18 protein-coding genes and 1 pseudogene are annotated in these 21,139 nt (G+C 40.5%); 16 read left to right on the top strand and 3 right to left on the bottom strand.

Going from position 1 to position 21,139, the window contains the following annotated elements:
* Positions 1-83 precede the first annotated feature (83 nt).
* Together ACWJAF_RS04205 and ACWJAF_RS04200 are read left to right on the top strand one after the other, a co-directional pair.
* The gene (locus tag ACWJAF_RS04205) at positions 84-707 is read left to right on the top strand and encodes a hypothetical protein (RefSeq protein ID WP_448862425.1); all 624 of its coding nucleotides are present in this window, start codon (positions 84-86) and stop codon (positions 705-707) included.
* On the top strand, positions 679-906 hold the full coding sequence (locus tag ACWJAF_RS04200; RefSeq protein ID WP_296031224.1) for a DUF6718 family protein: 228 nt from the start codon (positions 679-681) through the stop codon (positions 904-906). Before ACWJAF_RS04205 ends, ACWJAF_RS04200 begins: the two co-directional genes overlap by 29 nt.
* Positions 907-1,112: 206 nt before the next feature.
* On the opposite strand, the gene ACWJAF_RS04195 is transcribed toward ACWJAF_RS04200, so the two are convergent.
* Positions 1,113-1,493: a DUF4825 domain-containing protein gene (locus ACWJAF_RS04195; protein ID WP_448862423.1), complete on the bottom strand. Its 381-nt coding sequence runs from the start codon at positions 1,491-1,493 to the stop codon at positions 1,113-1,115.
* A 291-nt stretch (positions 1,494-1,784) separates the two neighbouring features.
* On the opposite strand from ACWJAF_RS04195, the gene ACWJAF_RS04190 reads away from it, so the two are divergent.
* Positions 1,785-3,251 (top strand): hypothetical protein, encoded by a 1,467-nt coding sequence (locus ACWJAF_RS04190; protein ID WP_448862421.1) that lies wholly within the window; start codon positions 1,785-1,787, stop codon positions 3,249-3,251.
* A 95-nt stretch (positions 3,252-3,346) separates the two neighbouring features.
* Here ACWJAF_RS04190 and ACWJAF_RS04185 read toward each other — a convergent pair whose 3' ends face one another.
* Positions 3,347-4,339 carry an aldo/keto reductase gene (locus tag ACWJAF_RS04185; RefSeq protein ID WP_448862419.1) on the bottom strand — a complete coding sequence of 331 codons (993 nt, stop codon included), beginning with the start codon at positions 4,337-4,339 and terminating at the stop codon, positions 3,347-3,349.
* A gap of 256 nt (positions 4,340-4,595) precedes the next feature.
* Between ACWJAF_RS04185 and ACWJAF_RS04180 the strand changes: the two are divergent.
* From ACWJAF_RS04180 to ACWJAF_RS04155, 6 genes and pseudogenes are all read left to right on the top strand, one after another.
* Positions 4,596-5,712: pseudogene (locus ACWJAF_RS04180) on the top strand (sugar-binding domain-containing protein); the annotation flags it as partial.
* Between the two features lie 304 nt (positions 5,713-6,016).
* Positions 6,017-6,541: a hypothetical protein gene (locus ACWJAF_RS04175; RefSeq protein WP_296031236.1), complete on the top strand. Its 525-nt coding sequence runs from the start codon at positions 6,017-6,019 to the stop codon at positions 6,539-6,541.
* A 277-nt stretch (positions 6,542-6,818) separates the two neighbouring features.
* Positions 6,819-7,328 (top strand): NUDIX hydrolase, encoded by a 510-nt coding sequence (locus ACWJAF_RS04170; protein WP_296031239.1) that lies wholly within the window; start codon positions 6,819-6,821, stop codon positions 7,326-7,328.
* The gene (locus ACWJAF_RS04165; protein ID WP_448862417.1) at positions 7,291-7,818 is read left to right on the top strand and encodes an HD domain-containing protein; all 528 of its coding nucleotides are present in this window, start codon (positions 7,291-7,293) and stop codon (positions 7,816-7,818) included. Before ACWJAF_RS04170 ends, ACWJAF_RS04165 begins: the two co-directional genes overlap by 38 nt.
* A gap of 119 nt (positions 7,819-7,937) precedes the next feature.
* Complete coding sequence (locus ACWJAF_RS04160) at positions 7,938-8,720, top strand: tRNA threonylcarbamoyladenosine dehydratase (RefSeq protein ID WP_296031243.1); 783 nt, start codon at positions 7,938-7,940, stop codon at positions 8,718-8,720.
* A 137-nt stretch (positions 8,721-8,857) separates the two neighbouring features.
* Positions 8,858-9,175 (top strand): DUF6465 family protein, encoded by a 318-nt coding sequence (locus ACWJAF_RS04155; protein ID WP_448862414.1) that lies wholly within the window; start codon positions 8,858-8,860, stop codon positions 9,173-9,175.
* Positions 9,176-9,537: 362 nt separating this feature from the next.
* Here ACWJAF_RS04155 and ACWJAF_RS04150 read toward each other — a convergent pair whose 3' ends face one another.
* The gene (locus ACWJAF_RS04150) at positions 9,538-9,882 is read right to left on the bottom strand and encodes a hypothetical protein (RefSeq protein WP_448862412.1); all 345 of its coding nucleotides are present in this window, start codon (positions 9,880-9,882) and stop codon (positions 9,538-9,540) included.
* A gap of 388 nt (positions 9,883-10,270) precedes the next feature.
* Between ACWJAF_RS04150 and ACWJAF_RS04145 the strand changes: the two genes are divergently transcribed.
* From ACWJAF_RS04145 to ACWJAF_RS04115, 7 genes are all read left to right on the top strand, one after another.
* Complete coding sequence (locus tag ACWJAF_RS04145; protein ID WP_448862410.1) at positions 10,271-11,155, top strand: DMT family transporter; 885 nt, start codon at positions 10,271-10,273, stop codon at positions 11,153-11,155.
* A 27-nt stretch (positions 11,156-11,182) separates the two neighbouring features.
* The gene (dtd, locus tag ACWJAF_RS04140; protein ID WP_296031252.1) at positions 11,183-11,629 is read left to right on the top strand and encodes a D-aminoacyl-tRNA deacylase; all 447 of its coding nucleotides are present in this window, start codon (positions 11,183-11,185) and stop codon (positions 11,627-11,629) included.
* 54 nt (positions 11,630-11,683) lie between these two features.
* Positions 11,684-14,500: a two-component system response regulator gene (locus ACWJAF_RS04135; RefSeq protein WP_448862408.1), complete on the top strand. Its 2,817-nt coding sequence runs from the start codon at positions 11,684-11,686 to the stop codon at positions 14,498-14,500.
* A 300-nt stretch (positions 14,501-14,800) separates the two neighbouring features.
* Complete coding sequence (locus tag ACWJAF_RS04130) at positions 14,801-15,301, top strand: MarR family winged helix-turn-helix transcriptional regulator (protein WP_296031257.1); 501 nt, start codon at positions 14,801-14,803, stop codon at positions 15,299-15,301.
* Positions 15,302-15,371: 70 nt separating this feature from the next.
* Positions 15,372-17,642: an ABC transporter ATP-binding protein gene (locus ACWJAF_RS04125; RefSeq protein ID WP_448862406.1), complete on the top strand. Its 2,271-nt coding sequence runs from the start codon at positions 15,372-15,374 to the stop codon at positions 17,640-17,642.
* A gap of 1 nt (position 17,643) precedes the next feature.
* Positions 17,644-19,458 (top strand): ABC transporter ATP-binding protein, encoded by a 1,815-nt coding sequence (locus ACWJAF_RS04120; protein ID WP_448862404.1) that lies wholly within the window; start codon positions 17,644-17,646, stop codon positions 19,456-19,458.
* 562 nt (positions 19,459-20,020) lie between these two features.
* Positions 20,021-20,989, top strand: a complete 969-nt coding sequence (locus ACWJAF_RS04115; protein WP_448862402.1) for a dipeptidase — start codon at positions 20,021-20,023, stop codon at positions 20,987-20,989.
* The last annotated feature ends 150 nt before the right edge of the window (positions 20,990-21,139 follow it).

Below are 21,139 nucleotides of genomic sequence, written 5' to 3'. Positions count from 1 at the left end.
GTTCTGGCACTTATACAGTCTTGATAATTCAATATATCTGTAGTAACATAAATGAAGAATCCAGATGAGTAGAAGGTGTGTTTATGAATGAGCAGTTGCTAAAAATGAATGGTTTATCTGTGAAAATTTTAGATATGTTATCGTTTGAATCACATCTGGGAATCCCATTAAAGAAAAATTTACATTATTTTGATAAGGAGTCTTTAATTGAGGAATTAATGACAATGACAGAATGGCTGGACGAACAGGAACTACTTTCTGAAATTGCATTAGACTACAGAATAAAGAGTTTAGACTCTATATTGATGAAATACGAGCGTTATTATCCGGATCATCAGACGCGAAAAGTATTTAATGATATTTTGGGTTTCAGAGCGTTTTGTGATGGCTATAAGCAAATATTGGAAGAGAAATCTCCTCAGTTTCGAATTGCTGATATGACAAAAGGAAAAACAGTGGATGATGGATACAGAGGAGTTCATGTATATTATCAGAAAAGTGGAAGACACTATCCGATAGAAATTCAGTTTAATACATTGTTTGACAGACAATTAAATAATTGGCTTCATGATTATTTATATAAGAAGAATTATCCAATAGAAATAGGCAAGATAATGCGTGATAAATATGAAAGTGGATTCATACGGAATGAGCATGAATTTAAGGAGGTGCTGAATAATGTGTTATTTGATAGCGAAAGATCGTGATTCACATGGTTGTTATGCTTTAAAAACAAATCATGGAAGGCATCTTGTAGAATTGAAGAGAGAATTGAACAAAGCTGTTGGATATAAGGGAGTACAGCTTGTAACGATTAGCAGGCCAACAGCATATGGTGAGTATGCACCGTATCATTTTGTTGATACAGAACAAGAGTTTCAAGCGCTTGTCAGAGGACTACGTTAAGATAAGGCGTCGTTGAAAGGAAAAATACGGGAACTGATGAACTGGGTCTCCAAAACCTTTGGCGGGAGGTCGATTCTCTCATACCCGCTTGATTGAAAGGCTAGAAACCTTGAGCTTCAAGGTTTCTGGCTTTTTCCTTTTGGGGTGACAATAAAATATAATCCTAAAGGTATCCCCAGTTAAACTGGAAATGCTTAATAATCCAATTACCGTTCATACGATGCAATAATTTCTTTACTATCAGCTGTTCTATAATCAAGTGTTCCAAGATTACCAATCAAATCAAAAGTTATATCTGCATTAACCTGTAATTCATCTTCAAGCGTAGAAGCCGACGGGTTAGATTTTAGAAAAACAGTTAATCCATAAGGCTCTGTTTCAGACTGTATCTCTATGCTGTCATAGGTGTATCCTTCTGGATAATCCTGTCTGCTTACGATATTGATAACATTTGAGGAATTTCCTACGTAATCTGTCTTGTATTGAGATAAATCAGGTATCTCGTATAGTGCTTCTTTTTTACCACACGAAGAAATTGATGTTATAGATATGACAGACAGGATAAGTGCAAGTGTTTTTCCATTCATAAAGATCTCCTTTCCAAATTCAAATAAAACTAGTTAGTTTAAGTATCCGACCAATAATTATATAACTATTGTATCATCAAGCGATATGTAAGTCATGTTAAAATGTATATCAAGTTAGCATCAAATAATTTTCTGAAATACTGTTTGTAATGGAGTTAGATATGTTAATAACTGCTGCAGTTTTTTGAATATATTTTGAAAAATATTTGAATTTTTAAAAGGCAATGCTAAAATGATATCAATTCAGGAGGTGATCTTATAAAACAAGCAAATAAAACAAAATGGGTGTTTGTGTTACTGGAAATATTTGTTCTTATATTGCTGGTGTATGTGGAGTGTACAACAGATGTATGGACTAGTGGCGGATTTATCTGCCAGGGGCTTGCGATTATAGAACTGAGTTGTGGATTACGGCTTGCTGAGATAGCACAGAATAGAAAAAGATCCTATAAGCTATCGCCGAAAGAACGGCATGCATATGCCCGGCAGCTATATGAAAAACAATACCGCAGTTATCCGGCAGCAGCGAATCATACGTTTTTTGTTATGGCACGGATGGATGTTCAGATGGGAAAGTATGAACGGGCAGGGAAGGAACTGGAAGAAATACGTATAAAAAAATGCAGCACAATGCAGCTGAAACTATATTATTATCTGAAAATAATTGTATCAGTGTCGGAAGAAGACATAACAGGAGTGAAAGAGAACCGTATGCGTTATTTGGCAATTCCAGACGCAAAAGGGACATATCCGTCGGAAGATAAGTTAGATATGTGGATAAAACAAAGAGATATAGAGCAGATGGCAGAAGGAATGAAAAAGGCTGTGCCGGATAGGAAAGAGCATCCGATGAGAACCTGTATCATTACAATGATTCTCGCATACAGTACAGCTTTTTATGGATTGTGGTATGGTATTAACCGCGATAACGGATATGAAGTAAGATTACATTTTACAGAAATATCGGTTGTGGCTAGTACAGTAGGGCTTGTGATTGTTATTGTTTGCGCAATTATAAGTATATATAGACGTAACTGTCAGGAGTTGGTGAAACATCCAGGCAAAATAAAAGCGCTCTTGCTGTTGTTTTATGGAGTTGTTGCGGCATTGTTACTTATGATTATAGGAACCCTTGGGCAGAATGTGATACATGAGACGAATTGGACAGAAACAATAACGGAGAAAGATGGCAAATATGTATATATAAAAGTAAAGAATGATTACGGAAGAGTGAGTACATATAGAGCGGATAATCCATTTGTCATGCAAAACCTGAATCGTATGTGGCCGTTTTCAGATACAATGGATGAAAAAGATGATGAAGAGAAAGCACCGGATACAAATACTGATAATCCGGAAAATGAATCAGACACTCAGAATGAAGAAAATGCTAAAGATGATACATCAGAATACCAGGGAGATGGATTGACGATTCAAAATGAGATGTTAGCAGTTTATAATTATCTGCAGAGACAGAATACGCTGCAGAATATGGCATTCAGTTACACAGCGAGTGCAAAAGGTGAAGTCTATGCAGTTGTCAGTGAAATGCAGGAAGAAAAAGATGGAAATATGGTAACCGTCCGTTATTGTCTGTATGATAATGGGGGAAAGAAAGATGCAGAAGGAAATCCGTGTGAAGAACTTGTATTAGAAAAAGTGTATCCAGACGGCGGTTATGAAAATGAGCTGGTAAATTTCTATCTGGTAAATGCGGATACGATGCAGGTGACGGATGAGCAAAAGGATACATGGTAAGCAATTTTTGCATTCCTTGTTCATAAAGTGCATTTAAAAAGCCAGAAATACTGATATTATTAGGTATTTCTGGCCTTTTGTTTTTGGCTGATTGCTTACTTCAGGGAAATTTCATCAATCAATTTCAATTCTTCTTCAGTAAATGGTGCACAGGAGGCTGCTTTTACGTTATCAAGAATCTGCTGTGGTTTGGAGGCTCCGATCAGGACACTTGTAACTTCCTGATGCTGCAGAAGCCAGCCAAGAGCCATGTCTGCAAGTTTTTCGCCACGTTGTGCTGCAAGGTTATTTAACTTATGGATTTGATCCATCCTGTGGCTATTAAGAGCGCTCTCTTTGAGAAATCTTCCGTCTGTACGGATACGGCTGTCTTCAGGAATTCCATTCAGATAGCGGTCGGTAAGTTGCCCCTGTGCAAGAGGGCTGTAGGTAATCAGGCCTTTCTGCAACTTCCCTGTCATATCTTTCAGCCCGTTTTTTTCAACTGTTCTGTCAAAGATCGAGTAGCGGTTCTGGTTGATGATAAACGGGCAATGAAGTTCCTTGAGAATGTCTGCTGCCGCTTGTAATGTATTGCCATCATAATTGGAAAGTCCGACATAGAGAGATTTACCACTTTGTACCGCACTTGCCAGTGCACCCATGGTTTCTTCTAATGGAGTATCAGGATCCATTCTATGATGATAAAAGATATCTACATAATCCAGTCCCATCCGCTTCAGGCTCTGATCCAGACTCGCAAGAAGATATTTCCTGCTTCCCAAGTTTCCATAAGGACCTTCCCACATATCATATCCGGCCTTGGTAGAAATAATCAGTTCGTCGCGGTAAGTTCCCAGATCTTCTTTCAGAATACGTCCGAAATTCTTCTCGGCACTTCCAGGTTCAGGTCCATAATTATTTGCCAGATCAAAATGAGTGATGCCATTATCGAAAGCAGTAAAACAAAGCTGTTTCATATTTTCGAAAACGGTGGTATCCCCAAAATTGTGCCATAGTCCGAGTGATACCTTTGGCAGTAATAGGCCACTCTTTCCACAACGGTTATAATCCATTGCTGTATATCTGTCTTTTGAAGCAGTGTACATATTCATATCCTCCTAAGTTTCATATTAAATGTTTTAACAAATTATCTACTTGTCTTTCGGGAAAGTCAAGTAGCTGGTTTTAATTAAATAGAAATTCATATTTTTTGAATAGATTAGGTGGAAGGTTTTGTGTATTCTGTTATTTTATGCATATATTCCAACATTCCGTTTATATGAATTGAATGGCATTCACTATATAATAAGGATAAAGAAAAAGTAATAACGAATATTTAATTATCCAGAGGAGGGCACGCAAATGATCGTACCTAATTATTATGAAAACCTTCAGGTATTGCATGAACACACCATGCCATACCGCGCATATTATATCCCGGCATCAAAGTCAATGGGACCACTTGTTCATGACAGAGAAACTTCTGACCGCTTCCAACTGTTAAATGGTAACTGGAAATTTAACTTCTATAAAAGTATCTATGATCTGCAGGAAGAATTCTATCAGGAAGAAGCACTGACAGAAAACTATGATGAGATTCCGGTTCGGGCATTTGGCAGAATTATGGCTATGACAGCCACCAGTATACCAATGTACGCTATCCGATCCCGTTAGATCCACCATATGTACCACAGGAGAATCCTTGTGGAGCATATATTCACGAATTTGATTATGAAAAAGATGAAAAAGCACCAAAAGCATACCTGAACTTTGAGGGGGTAGATTCCTGCTTCTATGTATGGATGAATGGCAGGTACGTAGGTTACAGCCAGGTATCCCATGCGACCGCAGAGTTTAACGTGACAGAATATATGAAAGATGGAAAGAACCGTCTGGCAGTATTAGTCTTAAAATGGTGTGACGGAACCTATCTGGAAGATCAGGATAAATTCCGCATGACCGGTATTTTCAGAGATGTATATATCTTAAAACGTCCGGAAAATACAATATATGACTATTTTACAACGACGACAATAAACGGAACAGAAGCGAAGATAGAAATCTGCGCAAATTTTACAGGAGAAGGAAATGTAGCAAAAGATATGAAGCTCCCACTCTCTGGAATCCGGAACAGCCATACCTGTATCAGCTTATCTTGTTCTCTGATACAGAGACGATTGTAGACCGGATCGGTATCCGTGAGATTACAAAAGAGGGAAGCATCATTTACATCAATGGTGAAAAGATCAAGTTCAAGGGCGTAAACCGTCATGACAGCGATCCGGTGACGGGTTCGGTTATCAATATCGGACAGGCAGAGAAAGATCTGATCATGATGAAACAGCATAACTTTAATGCAGTGCGCAGCAGCCATTATGCAAATGCTCCGTATTTTTACCAGCTCTGCGATGAATATGGTTTTTTCGTGATCGGGGAAGCGGACAATGAAAGCCACGGGACACAGACCCAATATCTGAAAAACGCAGAGTGGGACAATGTTGTGGAACAGCGCCTTAGAACCTTGTCAGGAGAGATCGGTGAAGGAGAATATAAAAGAGTATGTGAGCTTTTTGAAAAAGTTGTCTATGGTGATATAGAACTGGAAACATATGAGCTTCGTACACTGGAAACATTTTTAAAGAAACTTCTGGAAGAAAGCAGAAAATGCAGTACAAAGATCAGGATAAAGATCCGCTACCGTTACCTGACTTTGCAATGATTGGCGATTAATGGTATAATCTGACTATTGGGGGATTGTTTTATCGCAAGGAGGCGTAAGAAAAATGCAGGAGAAGAAGATACAGGGCGGAATTATGAATGGCGTAAAGATGCTGGTGTGCCCGACCTGGGAACGCAATTTCCGGGAGGAGATCCAGAAGACAGGAGGATGCTTTCGGATCAATATGGATTATAGTGCAGTAGATGTATCCTGGTGGAAAGAACTGGAAAAGATAGCTGTAAAATATGGCTATACACTGGATGAAGAGTGCATAGATATCATTCAGGAATACGTGAAAAAATACAAAAAATATGAAGAACATTCCTGGGAGTATGGAGATGGAAAAGTAAGCTTCGAACAATTTTGCAGGATGCTAAGTAAAAAAGCGGGAATCCAGCCAAGAGAAGCCAAAGATTATGTGGCAGGAAATCTTCAGAATCTCGAACACAAAGAAGTTTTGGATGCGTTATTATTTTCCTTACAACTGATTAAGGCAGAAAGCGGTCTGGAAGGAACACAGTGGACAAAACCGACCTGTGATTATATCAAAAAAGATTTTGAAAAAATGATCATAAGCGGAAAATATTAAAAAGTATATGCGTGGTCTTTCGGAGCCTGTTTATGTAAGAAGAGTCTGAAAGGACACGAAAAAAGCGGGGGACTCAGAAGAAAAAAGGAGGTTCCCGCTTTTTCTTATCGCCATGCATTCGGAAGGAGCTGCCAGTGGCAGGTCCTGTAGATAAGAGAGTGTTTGAAAAAAAGTGTTTCTGTAATCGAAATATCACATTTGGCAGTATACAGATTGCAGAACGTATTATTTTAGAAGCGATCCAGAATATATTATGACAAATAAGGAGAAGAAAACTATGGAATTATGGGATATTTACGATGAAAATAAAAAAAGAACCGGACGCACAATGAAACACAACGACTGGAACATGCAGCCGGGTGAATTCCATCTGACAGTGCTTGGAGTACTTATGCGTCCGGATGGAAAATACCTGATCACCAGAAGAAGACTGGATAAAGAATGGGCTGCCGGATGGTGGGAAGTACCAGGCGGTGGAGTACGTGCAGGAGAAGATTCCAAAGATGCAGTGATCCGTGAGATCAAAGAAGAGACTGGTATTGATGTGACAGGTGCAGAAGGTGGATATGCATTTTCTTATAAGAGGGTGAATCTGGAAGAGAAGAATAATTATTTTGTAGACATTTATAAATTCATTCTGGATTTTGATGAATCCGATGTAAAGACACAGGAAGAAGAAGTGTCGGGCTTCAAGATTGCGGATCTTGAAGAAATCAAAGGGTATGCAGAAGAGGGTGTCTTCTTACATTATGACAGCATCAGACAGGCATTTGAAGAAAATGTATAAAGAGCAGATCATGAATGAAATTAAAGAAGTGCTGAAAGAACTGGACGAGCAGGGAAGAATGAAGCATACGCAGAAATATATGCAGCACAGTGACATATCCGTATACAAGCACTGTATCAGTGTGGCATATACAAGTGTGGAACTTGCTGAGAAGTTCTCATGGGATGTAAATCGAAGAGAACTGATCAGAGGAGCATTGCTTCACGACTATTTTCTGTATGACTGGCATGAAAAAGATGGAGGACACCGGTTTCATGGTTTCATACATGCAGGGCGTGCACTTCAGAATGCGAAGAGAGATTTTGAACTTACCAGACGGGAAGAGAATATCATTTTGCGTCATATGTTTCCGCTGAATATTGTCCCGCCAATGTGCAAAGAAGCGTGGCTTGTCTGCCTGGCGGATAAGATCTGTGCATCGAAAGAGACCGTAATCGGAAGAATACATGACCGGAAGAAGAAAAATAAAAAGAATGCGAAGCAAGAATAGGAAGCTGGTAAGAAATCAGTTGACGTGCTATATACCCTACTATTATAATAGGAATTGCTCTGTAAAATCGCAGGAAGAATATAGATGGTGAAAGAATAAGAATAATCGGAGGAAAGAATATGTTAAATCAGTTTTCCAGAACACAGCTTCTTCTCGGAGCTGACAATATGGACAGACTGGCAAATGCAAAAGTTGCAGTCTTTGGAATCGGTGGTGTCGGCGGATATGTAGTAGAGGCACTGGCAAGAAGCGGTGTAGGTTCATTTGTATTAGTGGATGACGATAAAGTATGTCTGACCAATATAAACCGTCAGATTATCGCAACAAGAAAAACAGTTGGAAAATACAAAGTAGATGTCATGAAAGAAAGAATTCTGGAGATCAACCCAGATGCAGAAGTAGAAGTAAGAAAATGCTTCTACCTTCCGGAAAATGCACATGAATTTGCATTTGAAGAATACTCTTATGTTGTAGATGCCGTGGATACAGTTACTGCAAAAATCGAGATCATCATGCGTGCCAAAGAGGCAAATGTACCGGTAATTAGCTGTATGGGAGCGGGAAATAAACTGGACGCATCTGCGTTCCAGGTAGCAGATATCTACAAGACAAAGATGTGCCCGCTTGCAAAAGTAATGCGAAGAGAATTAAAAGCCCGTGGCGTAAAGAAACTGAAGGTAGTATATTCAGAAGAAAAAACGGTACGCCCATTGGAAGATATGAGCATCAGCTGCAGAAAACACTGTGTCTGCCCGCCGGGAACAGCAAGAAAATGTACCGAGAGAAGAGACATCCCGGGAAGTATTGCATTCGTACCATCGGTAGCAGGACTGATCCTTGCAGGTGAGGTTGTAAAAGATCTGACGATCAATCAGTATGGACGCGGAGATGAAGAAGCGTAAGAAGAGGGATGTATAAAGCATTATATGTCAAAAAGAGGATATAAAATAGATTATAGAATGACAATATTTTGACATTTTTCGTAAATGCTTTATAATAGAAGAAGTAACGATTTATTATAAATTGAGGAGGTTAACACATGAAGAAAAATAGAAGAAACAACAGACCGGTAGCAATTGCAACTGCAAAAGATACAACAAAGGCAATCGAAACAAGAGCTGGTGTATTAAAAGAGGCAGCTGACGAAAAGAAAGAAGCAAAGACAAGCATCTACCTTCAGTACATGGGGAAAGAAGTCAGCACAGAAGAAATTACAAAAAAAGTTCAGGATGCATGGGTAAATGCGACAGGTAAGAGCGTTGCAGATATCAAGACACTGAACATCTACATCAAACCAGAAGATGCAGCAGCATATTATGTAATCAACGAAGAAACAACAGGGAAAGTAGAGTTATAAAGTATTTCATACATTAATTTGGGTTGGATTCCCGGTCCTTGATAAGCCCTGAAACTAAGGCTCTTCACTAAGATTCCACTCGGCAGAAGTTCTAGGCGAGTCAGAATCCCCTAAGGACGAAAGGAGCTCCGTTCAAACTCGCGTTGCTCAGACAGTTCTCTTCGCTCCTTTAACGGGGTTTCTGACTCACCAAGAACTGCTACACCTCGTTCCATATACGTTCAGTTCCTTAGTTTCAGGGCTTATCAAGTCGTGACTGGCTGGCGTAATGTATGAAACAATGGTGGCGTAACCGAGAGTGCTTACCCCAGATGTTTTTTCAAAAAACTTCCGGGGTAAGCACTCTCGGTTACGCCCTTCAACTACCCGCAATATTTCCGCACGTCTTCCTCCAACGCATCCACCTGCGCAGCTAATTTCGCAATCTGATCATCTGAAAGACTTCCAAGAACCGCATTCATATCCGCTTCAATTTTCCCAGGATTATAAGGCACCTCCAGTGCGAAATCGCTGAAAGCACGCAGTTTCTGGAAATACGTATTCGTTTCCGGTTCCTCGCCTCCTGTGCGGCACATCTGATACATGGTAACGCAGTCTGTGGCATCCTGATCTGTACATTCTTTGCAGATCCATTTTCCAAAGTAATAATAAGTGCTTCCAACCTGATAAAGGAATCCTGGAAGCTTTAATAAGCGTTCTGTTAACATGAAAAAACCTCCTTAATCTGTCGTAGATCCACAGGCGATTGCTTTTTAAGCGGCAAAGCGGCCGAAAAAACAGAAAGCCGTTGGTCATTCTCTTTTATAAGTATCCCGTGAATTTACACAAAAGTCAAGTTAGATTTGAATGCTGAAAATGAAAACTAAAATGAAAGATGTGGTGTATGATATGCCACAGAAAGTTGTATTGTATCTCGTATTTCTTTTGGAAAAATATAAGTTTAGTGCATAAAAATGCAGAAGTTACATCATTTTCTTTGTAAATTGCTAAAAAGTGTCGTATAATGAATTAATGTATGTTAGAATGTTAATTATACAAATAGATTATATGAGCGTAGTTTTAACACGCGTACATATATAATGTATGGAGAGAAGAATGAGGGTAAAAAATGGTGTAATGTTGTTCCTGACAGCATTTATATGGGGAACGGCATTTGTAGCACAAAGTGTGGGAATGGATTATCTGGAGCCTTTCACATTCAATGGTGTGAGAAGCCTGATCGGGGGCATAGCACTTTTGCCGTGTATCTGGCTTTTGCATAAGCTGAATGGAGAAAGCAAGAAAGAAGAATCTGGAAAAGTTCTGTTAATCGGAGGTCTTGCGTGCGGAGTATTATTGTTCGCGGCGAGCAGCCTTCAGCAGATAGGACTGAAGTACACGACGGCAGGAAAGGCAGGATTTATCACAGCATTTTATATCGTGATCGTTCCGGTACTTGGAATTTTTCTTCATAAGAAGATCGGATGGAAGATATGGCTTGCGGTAGTACTGGCACTTGCCGGACTTTATTTTTTATGTATTACAGAGTCTTTTTCGATAGGAAAAGGAGATATTCTGATATTTCTTTGTGCGTTGATATTTGCAGTGCATATTCTGGTCATTGATCATTTTTCACCAAAAGTGGATGGTGTGAAGATGTCATGTATTCAATTTTTTGTCTGTGGAATATTATCACTTCCTTTTATGTTTACAATAGAGACACCAAAGGCTGCGGCTATGACAGCTGCATGGATGCCACTTTTATATGCAGGTGTGCTATCCTGCGGAGTAGCTTATACATTACAGATACTTGGTCAGAAGAATGTGAATCCGGCGGTTGCATCCCTGATTTTAAGTCTGGAGTCGTGTTTTTCTGTACTTGCAGGCTGGATCGTTCTGGGAGAGCGGCTTTCGCTCAGGGAATCAGCAGGATGTGTGCTGATGTTTGCGGCGATTATACTGGCACAGCTCCCGGATAAGAAGGCAATGGTAGAAAAGTAGTAAGAAGATGCAGCAGGAGGATAAAAGATGCGTTTTGTGATCCAGAGAGTTACGAACAGCAGTGTAAAAGTAGACGGGGAAGTGATCGGTCAGATCGGAAAAGGTTTTATGGTTCTGATCGGAGTTGCGGATACGGATACAAAAGAGATTGCAGATAAGATGATAAAAAAGATGATCGGTCTTCGTATTTTTGAGGATGAAAATGGTAAGACTAATTTGTCGCTTGAGGCAGTGGAAGGGGAACTGCTGCTGATCTCACAGTTTACATTGTATGCAAATTGTAAAAAAGGAAACCGCCCAAGCTTCATAGAAGCAGGAAAACCTGATATGGCAGAAGAGATGTACGAATATATCATAGACAGATGCAAAGAACAGGTTCCTGTCGTAGAACGGGGCAAATTTGGAGCAGATATGAAAGTAAGTCTGGTAAATGACGGGCCGTTCACTATCGTACTGGATTCGGAAAGATTGTGATAAAAATATGAGTATAAAATCACGAACAAAAGTTCGGGGGGGGGGTAAAACGATATGGTAGAACAGAAGAAAAAGATATTAATTGTAGATGATTCTGAGATGAACCGTGAGATTCTGATCAGTATGCTGGAAGATGAATACGATATTATAGAAGCCGAAGACGGACAGCAGGCAGTTTGCATTATGACTGAGAACCATAAAGACTTGTCCCTTCTTCTTTTGGATATGAACATGCCGGTTATGAATGGCTATGAAGTCCTCCGTGTCATGAAAGAAAGACTCTGGCTTGACCGGATACCGGTTATCTGCATATCAGCAGATTCCTCAGATGATACAATTGGAAAAGCCTATGAACTGGGAGTCAGCGATTACTTTGCAAGACCATTTGACGCGGCAGTCGTCTTAAGAAGAGTACATAATACGATTGCACTTCATGATAAATCTATGGGAAATTTCCAGGATGCGATCGGCATGCTGTCTGCATTCTATTACCTGATCTTAAAGGTGAATCTGACGACGGACAGTTATCTGATCTTAAAAGATGGAGTTGAAGATCAGGAAAAGTATTTTAATGAACAGACATCATTCTATGACAGAGTATACAGTTTCATAGAAAAAGAACACATTTATCAAGATGACGAAAAGGATTATCTGGAGTTCTGCAGCCTGCAGCGCTTAAGAGAGGCATTTGCCGGTGGATCCAAACAGGAAAGTATCCGTTACAGGAGAAAAGTCGGTAATGAATTCAAATGGGTATCCGTAACCATGATATGCAGTGAAGAGTACCAGCCGGATAATCAGGTGGTGATGCTGTATGTTAAGGATATTAATGATGATTATCTGAAGCAGTTAGATGAAGTTATGCGTAAAACCACGGATTCTCTTGGAACCGTGACGGTGAATGTATCAGAAGGATATTGCGTGTCATGTGCGGTAAAAGATAAGAGCATGGATATGGCCGGTGAAAAAGAAAGGCTCAACTCTTATGTAAGACGTCTGTCACAGTATGCAATTGGCTGGGAGGATCGGATCAAAGCAGAAGAATTGTTTTCACAGGAATCGCTGCTACAGAGTTTTGAAAATGGAAGGACGAATGTTTCTCTGGAGACGGCTGTGCAGGGGGATGACGACGAAAAGATCCGTATGTTCCGTGTGGCAATTGAGATGGCGAGAAATTCGGTGACACAGGAGATCGAAGGTGTCATGTATTTCCTGGACATTACAGAGAGCTATCTGGCGGAGAAGATCCCGCAGCTTTTATATCAGAAGAGTTTTGAAAAGATTGCCCTGATTGATGCAAGAAGAAAACTGATCAATATAGAATCAACGGAAGAATTCAATGCGTACCGTTATCTGAACACAAAGATTAATTACGATGTGTATGTGCATGATATCATCGGCGCGACTGTTCCGCCACAGGAGAGGGAACGTTTGACGAGATATATGGATCTGGATCATATCTGTGAAGAGCTGGATTTGAACGGACGTTATTCTTATACAATCCATCAGATCAGCGAAGACGGTGAAAAACGGCTGAAAGAATTTAACTGTATGTATCTGTTTAAAGAACTGGGAATCATCCTGGCAGTGACAGAAGATATCACAGAGCTTTCCAGTAAGGATGTGCTGACCGGCGGCTATAATATGCAGGGATTTGTTCATGAGGCTGAAAATATATTCAGACACTGCAAAGACAGAACGGATTATGTAGTGCTTTACTTTAATGTCCGTAATTTTAAAGCGGTAAACGAACTGTTTGGCATTGATAACGGAGATAAAGTTCTCCGGATGATTCACAAGCACTTAAAAGAATCAAGACTGAAGCCATGCATTACGGCAAGGGTGGAAGCAGACCAGTTCACTTGTCTGATCCGTAAAGAGAATCTGGATCTGGAAGTGCTTTCGGGACTGTGTGAATGGAATTTTGCACATGATGGAAAGATGATGAATATCTTATGTGGATGCGGTATTTTCTATGTGGAAGACAAGCCGATGAGCATCAACGGAATGATTGACCGTGCAAAGATTGCGAAAAGATATATTAAAGACGAGTATGTCAAACCATATAATATCTACGATACCACGATGAAGTCAGACTACATCAACCGTGCAGAGCTGACAGGAGAACTGAAAAACGGACTTGCGCAGGAGCAGTTCAAAGTGTATTACCAGCCGGTCATCGATGCAAAGACAGAAAAAATTGTATCTGCGGAAGCACTGATCCGTTGGATCCATCCACAGAGAGGCTTTGTATCACCGGCAGTATTCATCCCGGCACTGGAAGAAAGCGGTCATATCTCAGAACTGGATTTTTACGTGACAAAGAAAGTATTTGCATTTGAAAAAGAACGTTACAACCAGGGAAAGAAGATCGTACCGGTATCGATCAATCTGTCATGGATGGATTTTTATGACGAGACGATGATGAGCTGGATCGATCAGAATGTAGGAGAGTATCAGAAGCTTGGCATCAAGTCAAGATTCGAGATTACGGAGACTTCGTTCGAAGCAATGAAACAGAACCGTAACAATATTCTGGAAGCACTGCAGGCAAAAGGTGCAATGACATTGTTGGATGACTTTGGAAGTGGTTATTCATCATACGGAGTACTTCAGGATTATAATTTTGATATTCTGAAGATCGACATGAGTCTGGTCCGCCAGATTGAGACGAATCCGAAGTCCAGAAGCATCTTAAAGTCTATCATCGAGATGGCGCATGAGCTGGGTATGAAGCTTGTGGCAGAAGGTGCGGAGACAGAAGAGCAGGTAGCATTCTTGAAAGAAAATGACTGTGATTATATTCAGGGATATTATTATTCTAAGCCGCTGCCGGAAGAGGAATTTATTGAATTTATGGAGACGCATTAAATAGCAGAATATTATAAAAAAGAATATTTTAATCAAATCAGACAGCGGAGCGGACTGCGAATATCCGCCTGGCTATCGGAATGATAAGATATTAAGAGAGAATAAGAGATACAACTGATTGGAAAAAGATCGGATGTATCTCTTGTTTTATACCTGAAAATATAATTTGAAATCTAATTAAATAATTGTAAAAATAACGGGGATAAATATTAAATAAATATAAAAATGTTGACATTATTGGTAATAATGACTAATATAATCGTTAGATTTCTAATTAATTAGCGGGAGGAGGAAGAAAGGATGGAACGCGAGATGGAGACATCCGTATTTTTTTCGGTATTTCAGCTGATGCAGTTTATGAAGTATCAGGCGATGAAACGGATGGAAGAGTTAGATATTAAGCCAAGTCAGGCAGGAATTCTTTTTTCGCTTCACTGCTGGGGAGAATTGTCTCAGAAACAGCTGGCAGAGAAGATTGGAATCACACCGCCGTCGATGACGGTTGCAATCCGCAAGATGGAAGAACTGGGGTATGTGGTCCGTAAGCATGATGAGAATGACCAGAGAGTGATCAAGATCAAGCTTGCTCCAAAAGGAGAAGAATGTATCGAAGGAGTCAGAAGGGTTGTATATGATATGGAGGAGGTCATACGTCAGGGAATCTCAAGAGAAGAGATGCTTCTGATGAAGCGGTTGCTGACAGAGATGAAGAATAATCTGTTAGAATCCAAAGACTTCAAAGGCATGGATATGAAGACCATCATGGAAAAGACACGTCCTTCAGGAAATAAAGAACTCTAATTGTCATCCAGAAAGGATTTCAACATATAACAACATATAACAATACAGAAAGGAAAGGCAGAAAAAAGATATGGGAAAATTATTGAAATTTCTAAAACCGTATGCAGGTGCTGTTGTGGCGATTGTCTGTATACTGGTTGTGCAGGCATACTGCGATCTGTCATTGCCGACTTATACATCGGATATTGTAAATGTAGGTATCCAGCAGGGCGGTATTGACGAGACAGTGCCTGATACAATATCGAAAAAAGATCTGAATCATCTGTTACTTCTGGTGAAGTCGGATCAGCAGGATACTGTAAAAAATGCATACACAAAGTCAGAAAAAAATTATGACTACAGAGGAACCGTCATGGAGTTAAAGTCTTCGGTAAAAGAAGATGAAAAGAAGTTGGATGAACTTTCAGAGATCCTGGCGAAACCAATGCTTCTGGCATCAGGTTTTGATTCCGGAAGTGATATGACGGAAAAGATAGAGAATCAGCTGCGCACACAGATGAAAAAGCAGGTAGAAGCAAAACAGGCAGCTGCACAGATGTCTGAAATCCCTGATTTTGATAAGATGGATATCTATGAGATGCTTGATTTCATGGGTGCCGAAGGTAGGGATCAGCTGGTAAAACAGATGAACAAGCAGCTGAATAAAATGCAGGATTCGATCATTGAACAGGCATCTTCCGTATATATTAAAAATGCTTATGACCATGTAGGCGTTGATACAGATAAAATTGAAACAAATTATATCCTGAATACAGGAGGAAAAATGCTTGCATTAGCATTCCTTGGAATGGCAGCAAGTATTCTGGTAGGTCTTCTGGCATCCCGTGTAGGTGCCGGTGTCGGACGTGGCCTTCGTGAAAATGTATTCCGTAAGGTCGTAGGATTTTCCAATGCGGAATTTGACAAATTTTCAACAGCGTCACTGATCACAAGAAGTACGAACGATATTCAGCAGATCCAGCTTCTGATCGTAATGATTCTTAGAATGGTTCTGTATGCACCGATCATGGCTATCGGGGGAATATGGAAAGTATTCCATACAAATGTAAGTATGTCATGGATCATCGGTCTTGCCGTGGCAGTGATCGTGGTGATTGTAGCATTCTTATTCTTCGTAGTCATGCCGAAGTTCAAACTGATCCAGACCCAGGTGGACAATCTGAACCTGGTCAGCCGTGAGATCTTAACCGGACTTTCGGTTATCCGTGCATTTGGAACACAGAAACACGAAGAAGAACGATTTGATGATGCAAATAAGGCACTGACCAAGACGAACTTATTCGTTAACCGTGCGATGACATTCATGATGCCGCTTATGATGTTTGTTATGAACAGTATTACGGTCCTGATCGTATGGGTAGGCGGACACAGCATCAATGATGGAGCAATGCAGGTTGGAGACATGATGGCATTTATCCAGTATACGATGCAGATTATCATGGCATTCTTAATGATCTGTATGATATCCGTCATGCTTCCAAGAGCGGCAGTATCTGCAAGCCGTGTAGATGAAGTACTGACAAGTGAAACGATGATCCATGATCCACAGATGCCAAAGAAGATTCCAGAGGCAGGAAAAGGAAAGGTTGTATTCGATCATGTATGTTTCCGTTATCCTGGTGCGGAAGAAGATGTATTGCATGATATTTCATTTACAGCAGAACCTGGAAAAACAACTGCATTTATCGGAAGTACTGGCTGTGGTAAATCAACACTGGTGAACCTGATCCCAAGATTTTACGATGTGACAGGCGGTAAGATTACGCTTGACGGAGAAGATATAAAAGATATTACACAGCATGAGTTAAGAGAAAAGCTTGGCTATGTGCCGCAGAAAGCAGTCTTGTTCTCCGGTGATATCGCTTCGAATATTATGTATGGCAATCCGGATGGAAGCCACGAAGAGATGGTAGAGGCTGCATCGATCGCGCAGGCAACCGAGTTCATCGAACAGAAAAAGAAAAAGTACGAAAGTCCGATCTCACAGGGCGGAGCCAATGTATCCGGAGGTCAGAAGCAGAGACTTTCTATCGCTCGTGCAATTGCAAAACACCCGGATGTATACATCTTTGATGACAGCTTTTCAGCGCTTGATTATAAGACGGATGCAACCCTTCGTGCGCAGTTAAAAGATAAGACTGCAGACAGCACGGTTATGATCGTAGCACAGAGAATCAGCACGATCCTTCATGCGGATCAGATCATCGTTCTGGAAGACGGACAGATCGTAGGAAAAGGAACACACAAAGAACTGCTTAAGAACTGTGATGCTTATTATCAGATCGCGTCGTCACAGTTATCAGAAAAAGAATTAGAAGAAGATCTTAAGGAGGTGGAATAATATGCCAAGAGGTATGGGACGAAGAGGCAAAATGTCCAATGAAAAAGCAAAAGATTTTAAAGGCACAATGAAAAAACTGATGGCATATTTGAGCGCATATAAGATTGGAATCTTTTTTGTTATCATATTTGCCATTGGAAGTACGATATTTAACATTGCAGGACCAAAGATCCTGGGAAAAGCAACGACGGAGATCTTTAATGGACTGGTCAGAAAAGTATCGGGTGGATCCGGAATTAATTTTACCAAGATCGTCCACATCGTGATTATTTTGTTATGCCTGTATCTTACAAGTGCTGTATTTTCGTTCATGCAGGGATATATTATGACGGGTGTCTCACAGAAGCTGACATACAGACTGAGAAAAGAAATCTCAGAAAAGATCAACCGGCTTCCGATGAATTACTTTGATAAGCAGACACACGGAGAAGTGTTATCACGTATTACCAATGACGTAGATACACTAAGCCAGAGCCTGAACCAGAGCGCGACGCAGGTCATTACATCCGTTACAACGATCATCGGAGTACTGGTTATGATGTTGAGTATCAGCCCTCTTATGACACTGGTGGCATTACTGATCCTTCCAGTATCCATGGGTCTGATTTCCATGATCGTAAAGCGTTCGCAGAAATACTTCATGAGCCAGCAGGAATATCTGGGACATGTCAATGGACAGGTAGAAGAAATCTACGGCGGACATAATATCATCAAAGCATTTAATAAAGAGGAAGATGTCATCGAGACATTCAAACGGGACAATGATATCCTGTATAATTCTGCATGGAAGTCACAGTTCCTCTCAGGAATGATGATGCCGATCATGCAGTTTGTAGGAAATCTGGGATACGTAGGAGAAGTTATCCTCGGCGGATACCTTGCTATGAAAGGTGTGATAGAGGTTGGAGACATCCAGTCATTTATCCAGTATGTAAGAAGCTTTACTCAGCCAATCCAGCAGGTAGCACAGGTAGCCAATATGCTCCAGTCTACAGCGGCAGCTTCTGAACGTGTATTTGAATTCCTGGAAGAAACAGAGGAAGACCAGACGGTAGAGAATCCGGTATCCATTGATAATTTGGAAGGAAGCGTAAGCTTTGAACATGTACATTTTGGATATAATCCGGATCATACGATCATTAATGACTTTAGTGTGGATGTAAAGCCAGGACAGAAGGTTGCAATCGTAGGACCGACGGGAGCCGGAAAGACAACGATGATTAAGCTTCTGATGAGATTTTACGATGTAGGAAGCGGTTCGATCAAAGTGGATGGACACGATATCAGGGACTTTAACAGAGATGATCTTCGTAAGATGTTCGGTATGGTATTGCAGGACACATGGCTTTTTAAGGGAAGCATTGAAGATAATATCCGTTACGGGCGTCTGGATGCCACACACGAAGAAGTGGTCCAGGCAGCAAAAGCAGCAAAGGCACACCGCTTTATCCAGACACTTCCGGGTGGTTATCAGATGGAACTGAATGAGGAAGCAAGTAATGTTTCCCAGGGACAGAAGCAGCTTCTGACAATTGCAAGAGCAATGCTTGCAGATCCTAAAATACTGATCCTTGATGAGGCAACAAGTTCTGTTGATACAAGAACAGAGATCCAGATCCAGAAGGCGATGGACAGTCTGATGAAGGGAAGAACAAGCTTCGTCATTGCACACAGACTTTCTACTATCCGGGATGCAGATGTGATCCTTGTTATGAAAGATGGAGATATCGTAGAACAGGGTAACCATGAAGAACTGCTTGCCAAGAATGGATTCTATGCGGAACTTTACAACTCACAGTTTGAAAGAAGTGCGTAAGAAAGGAATATAAGGAAGTCAGGGCTTGTCTGAAAAATCATTCCTGCAATCTATAAGCCTTACATTGCGGTATATTTTGTAGAAAGCAAAGTATTTATAAGATATGCCCTAAAACATATAAAAAGCGCAGTCAGAAGAATATCTGGCTGCGCTTTTTGGTGTCACACGAGAATGTGCAGGAACAACATCATTATAAGACCTATGTTAACCATCATAAGCAAAAAGTCCGCCAAATAAATCATAGTTTTATAGTGAGGGAAAAACACGGACAATTTCTAATATAATAATGTTAATAGACGATAAAAATAAAGTTTAGAATAAATTCAGTATAGCATAGAATAATCGGGAAGTCTGGAAACAAGCAAAAGAAGGCGTAAAATCAACAAAATGTGACAAAATCGGTATGCGTAATAGACATTAATGATAAGAAAAAACAATCTATTAGAAATATCTATCGATTTTGATGAAAAAAACTATAGAAAATGTTGTATACTGACAACAGATGGTTTGCATAAAGGAACCATGCATAAATAATCATACAGATAAAGGAGATTCGAAAGATATGAGAATTATTGATATGCATTGTGATACCTTATGGAAATTAACGGATCCAGGTAAGAACGGGGATCTGATGGAAAATGACTGCAGTATTGATATCCCCGCCATGCAAAAAGCAGGAACAGTAGTACAACTATTTGCATGTTTTACAGACGTGAAAGATTACAGGAACAAAGGCGGATATGATGCTGCATACAGACATGTACATGAGATGATGGATTATCTGAGAAAGCAGCAGGAGTGTTATAGTGAAGATTTGGCACTTGCATACTCGTGGCATGATGTAAAACGGAACAACCTGGCGGGCAGAATATCGGCGATGATGACGGTAGAGGAAGGAGGAGTCCTGAACGGCCATATGGAACGACTGGAAGAACTTTACCAATATGGAATCCGGTTGATGACTCCGATGTGGAACTATGAAAACTGTATCGGATATCCGAACAGCCGGGACAAAACTATCATGTATCAGGGATTAAAGCCATTTGGAAAAGAAGTTATTACAAGAATGGGAGAACTTGGAATGATCGTGGATGTATCTCATGCATCGGATGGAACATTCAAGGATATTCTGTTTCTGGCAAAAGGACCTGTAGTGGCCACACATTCGAACTGCCGCGAACTTGCGGAACATCCACGCAATCTTACCGATGAGATGATAGGGGACCTTGCAAATACCGGAGGAATCGCAGGCCTGAACTTGTATGGCCCGTTCCTCGGAACAAAAAAAGAATCAAAAATCGAAGAAATGACTGCGCATATACTACACATGCTAAACGAAGGCGGAAGCGAATTCCCTGCAATAGGAACAGACTTTGACGGATTCGACGGCATGACCAGAATGGAGATCGCACATCCGGATGAATTGGAGAAGCTGTGGGAAGCTTTGAAACAAAAGGGGGTGTCGGAGGCGCAGTTGGATAAGATATGGTATCGGAATGCGAAGAGGGTATTAAAAGGAATGGCTGTTTAATACACTAGTTCATCATGGCCTCCCGGTCCATGAGAAAGCGCTGGTATCCTGTTTGCTGCTAGATGTCACGATGCAGAAGTTCTAAGGAAGTCCGACTTTCCTAAGGACGAAAGGGACTCCGCTCCAAACTCGCCGTTCGGCTCAAACAGT

Source organism: Dorea sp. (assembly GCF_977044405.1).
This window is presented reverse-complemented; position numbering and strand designations above follow the sequence as displayed.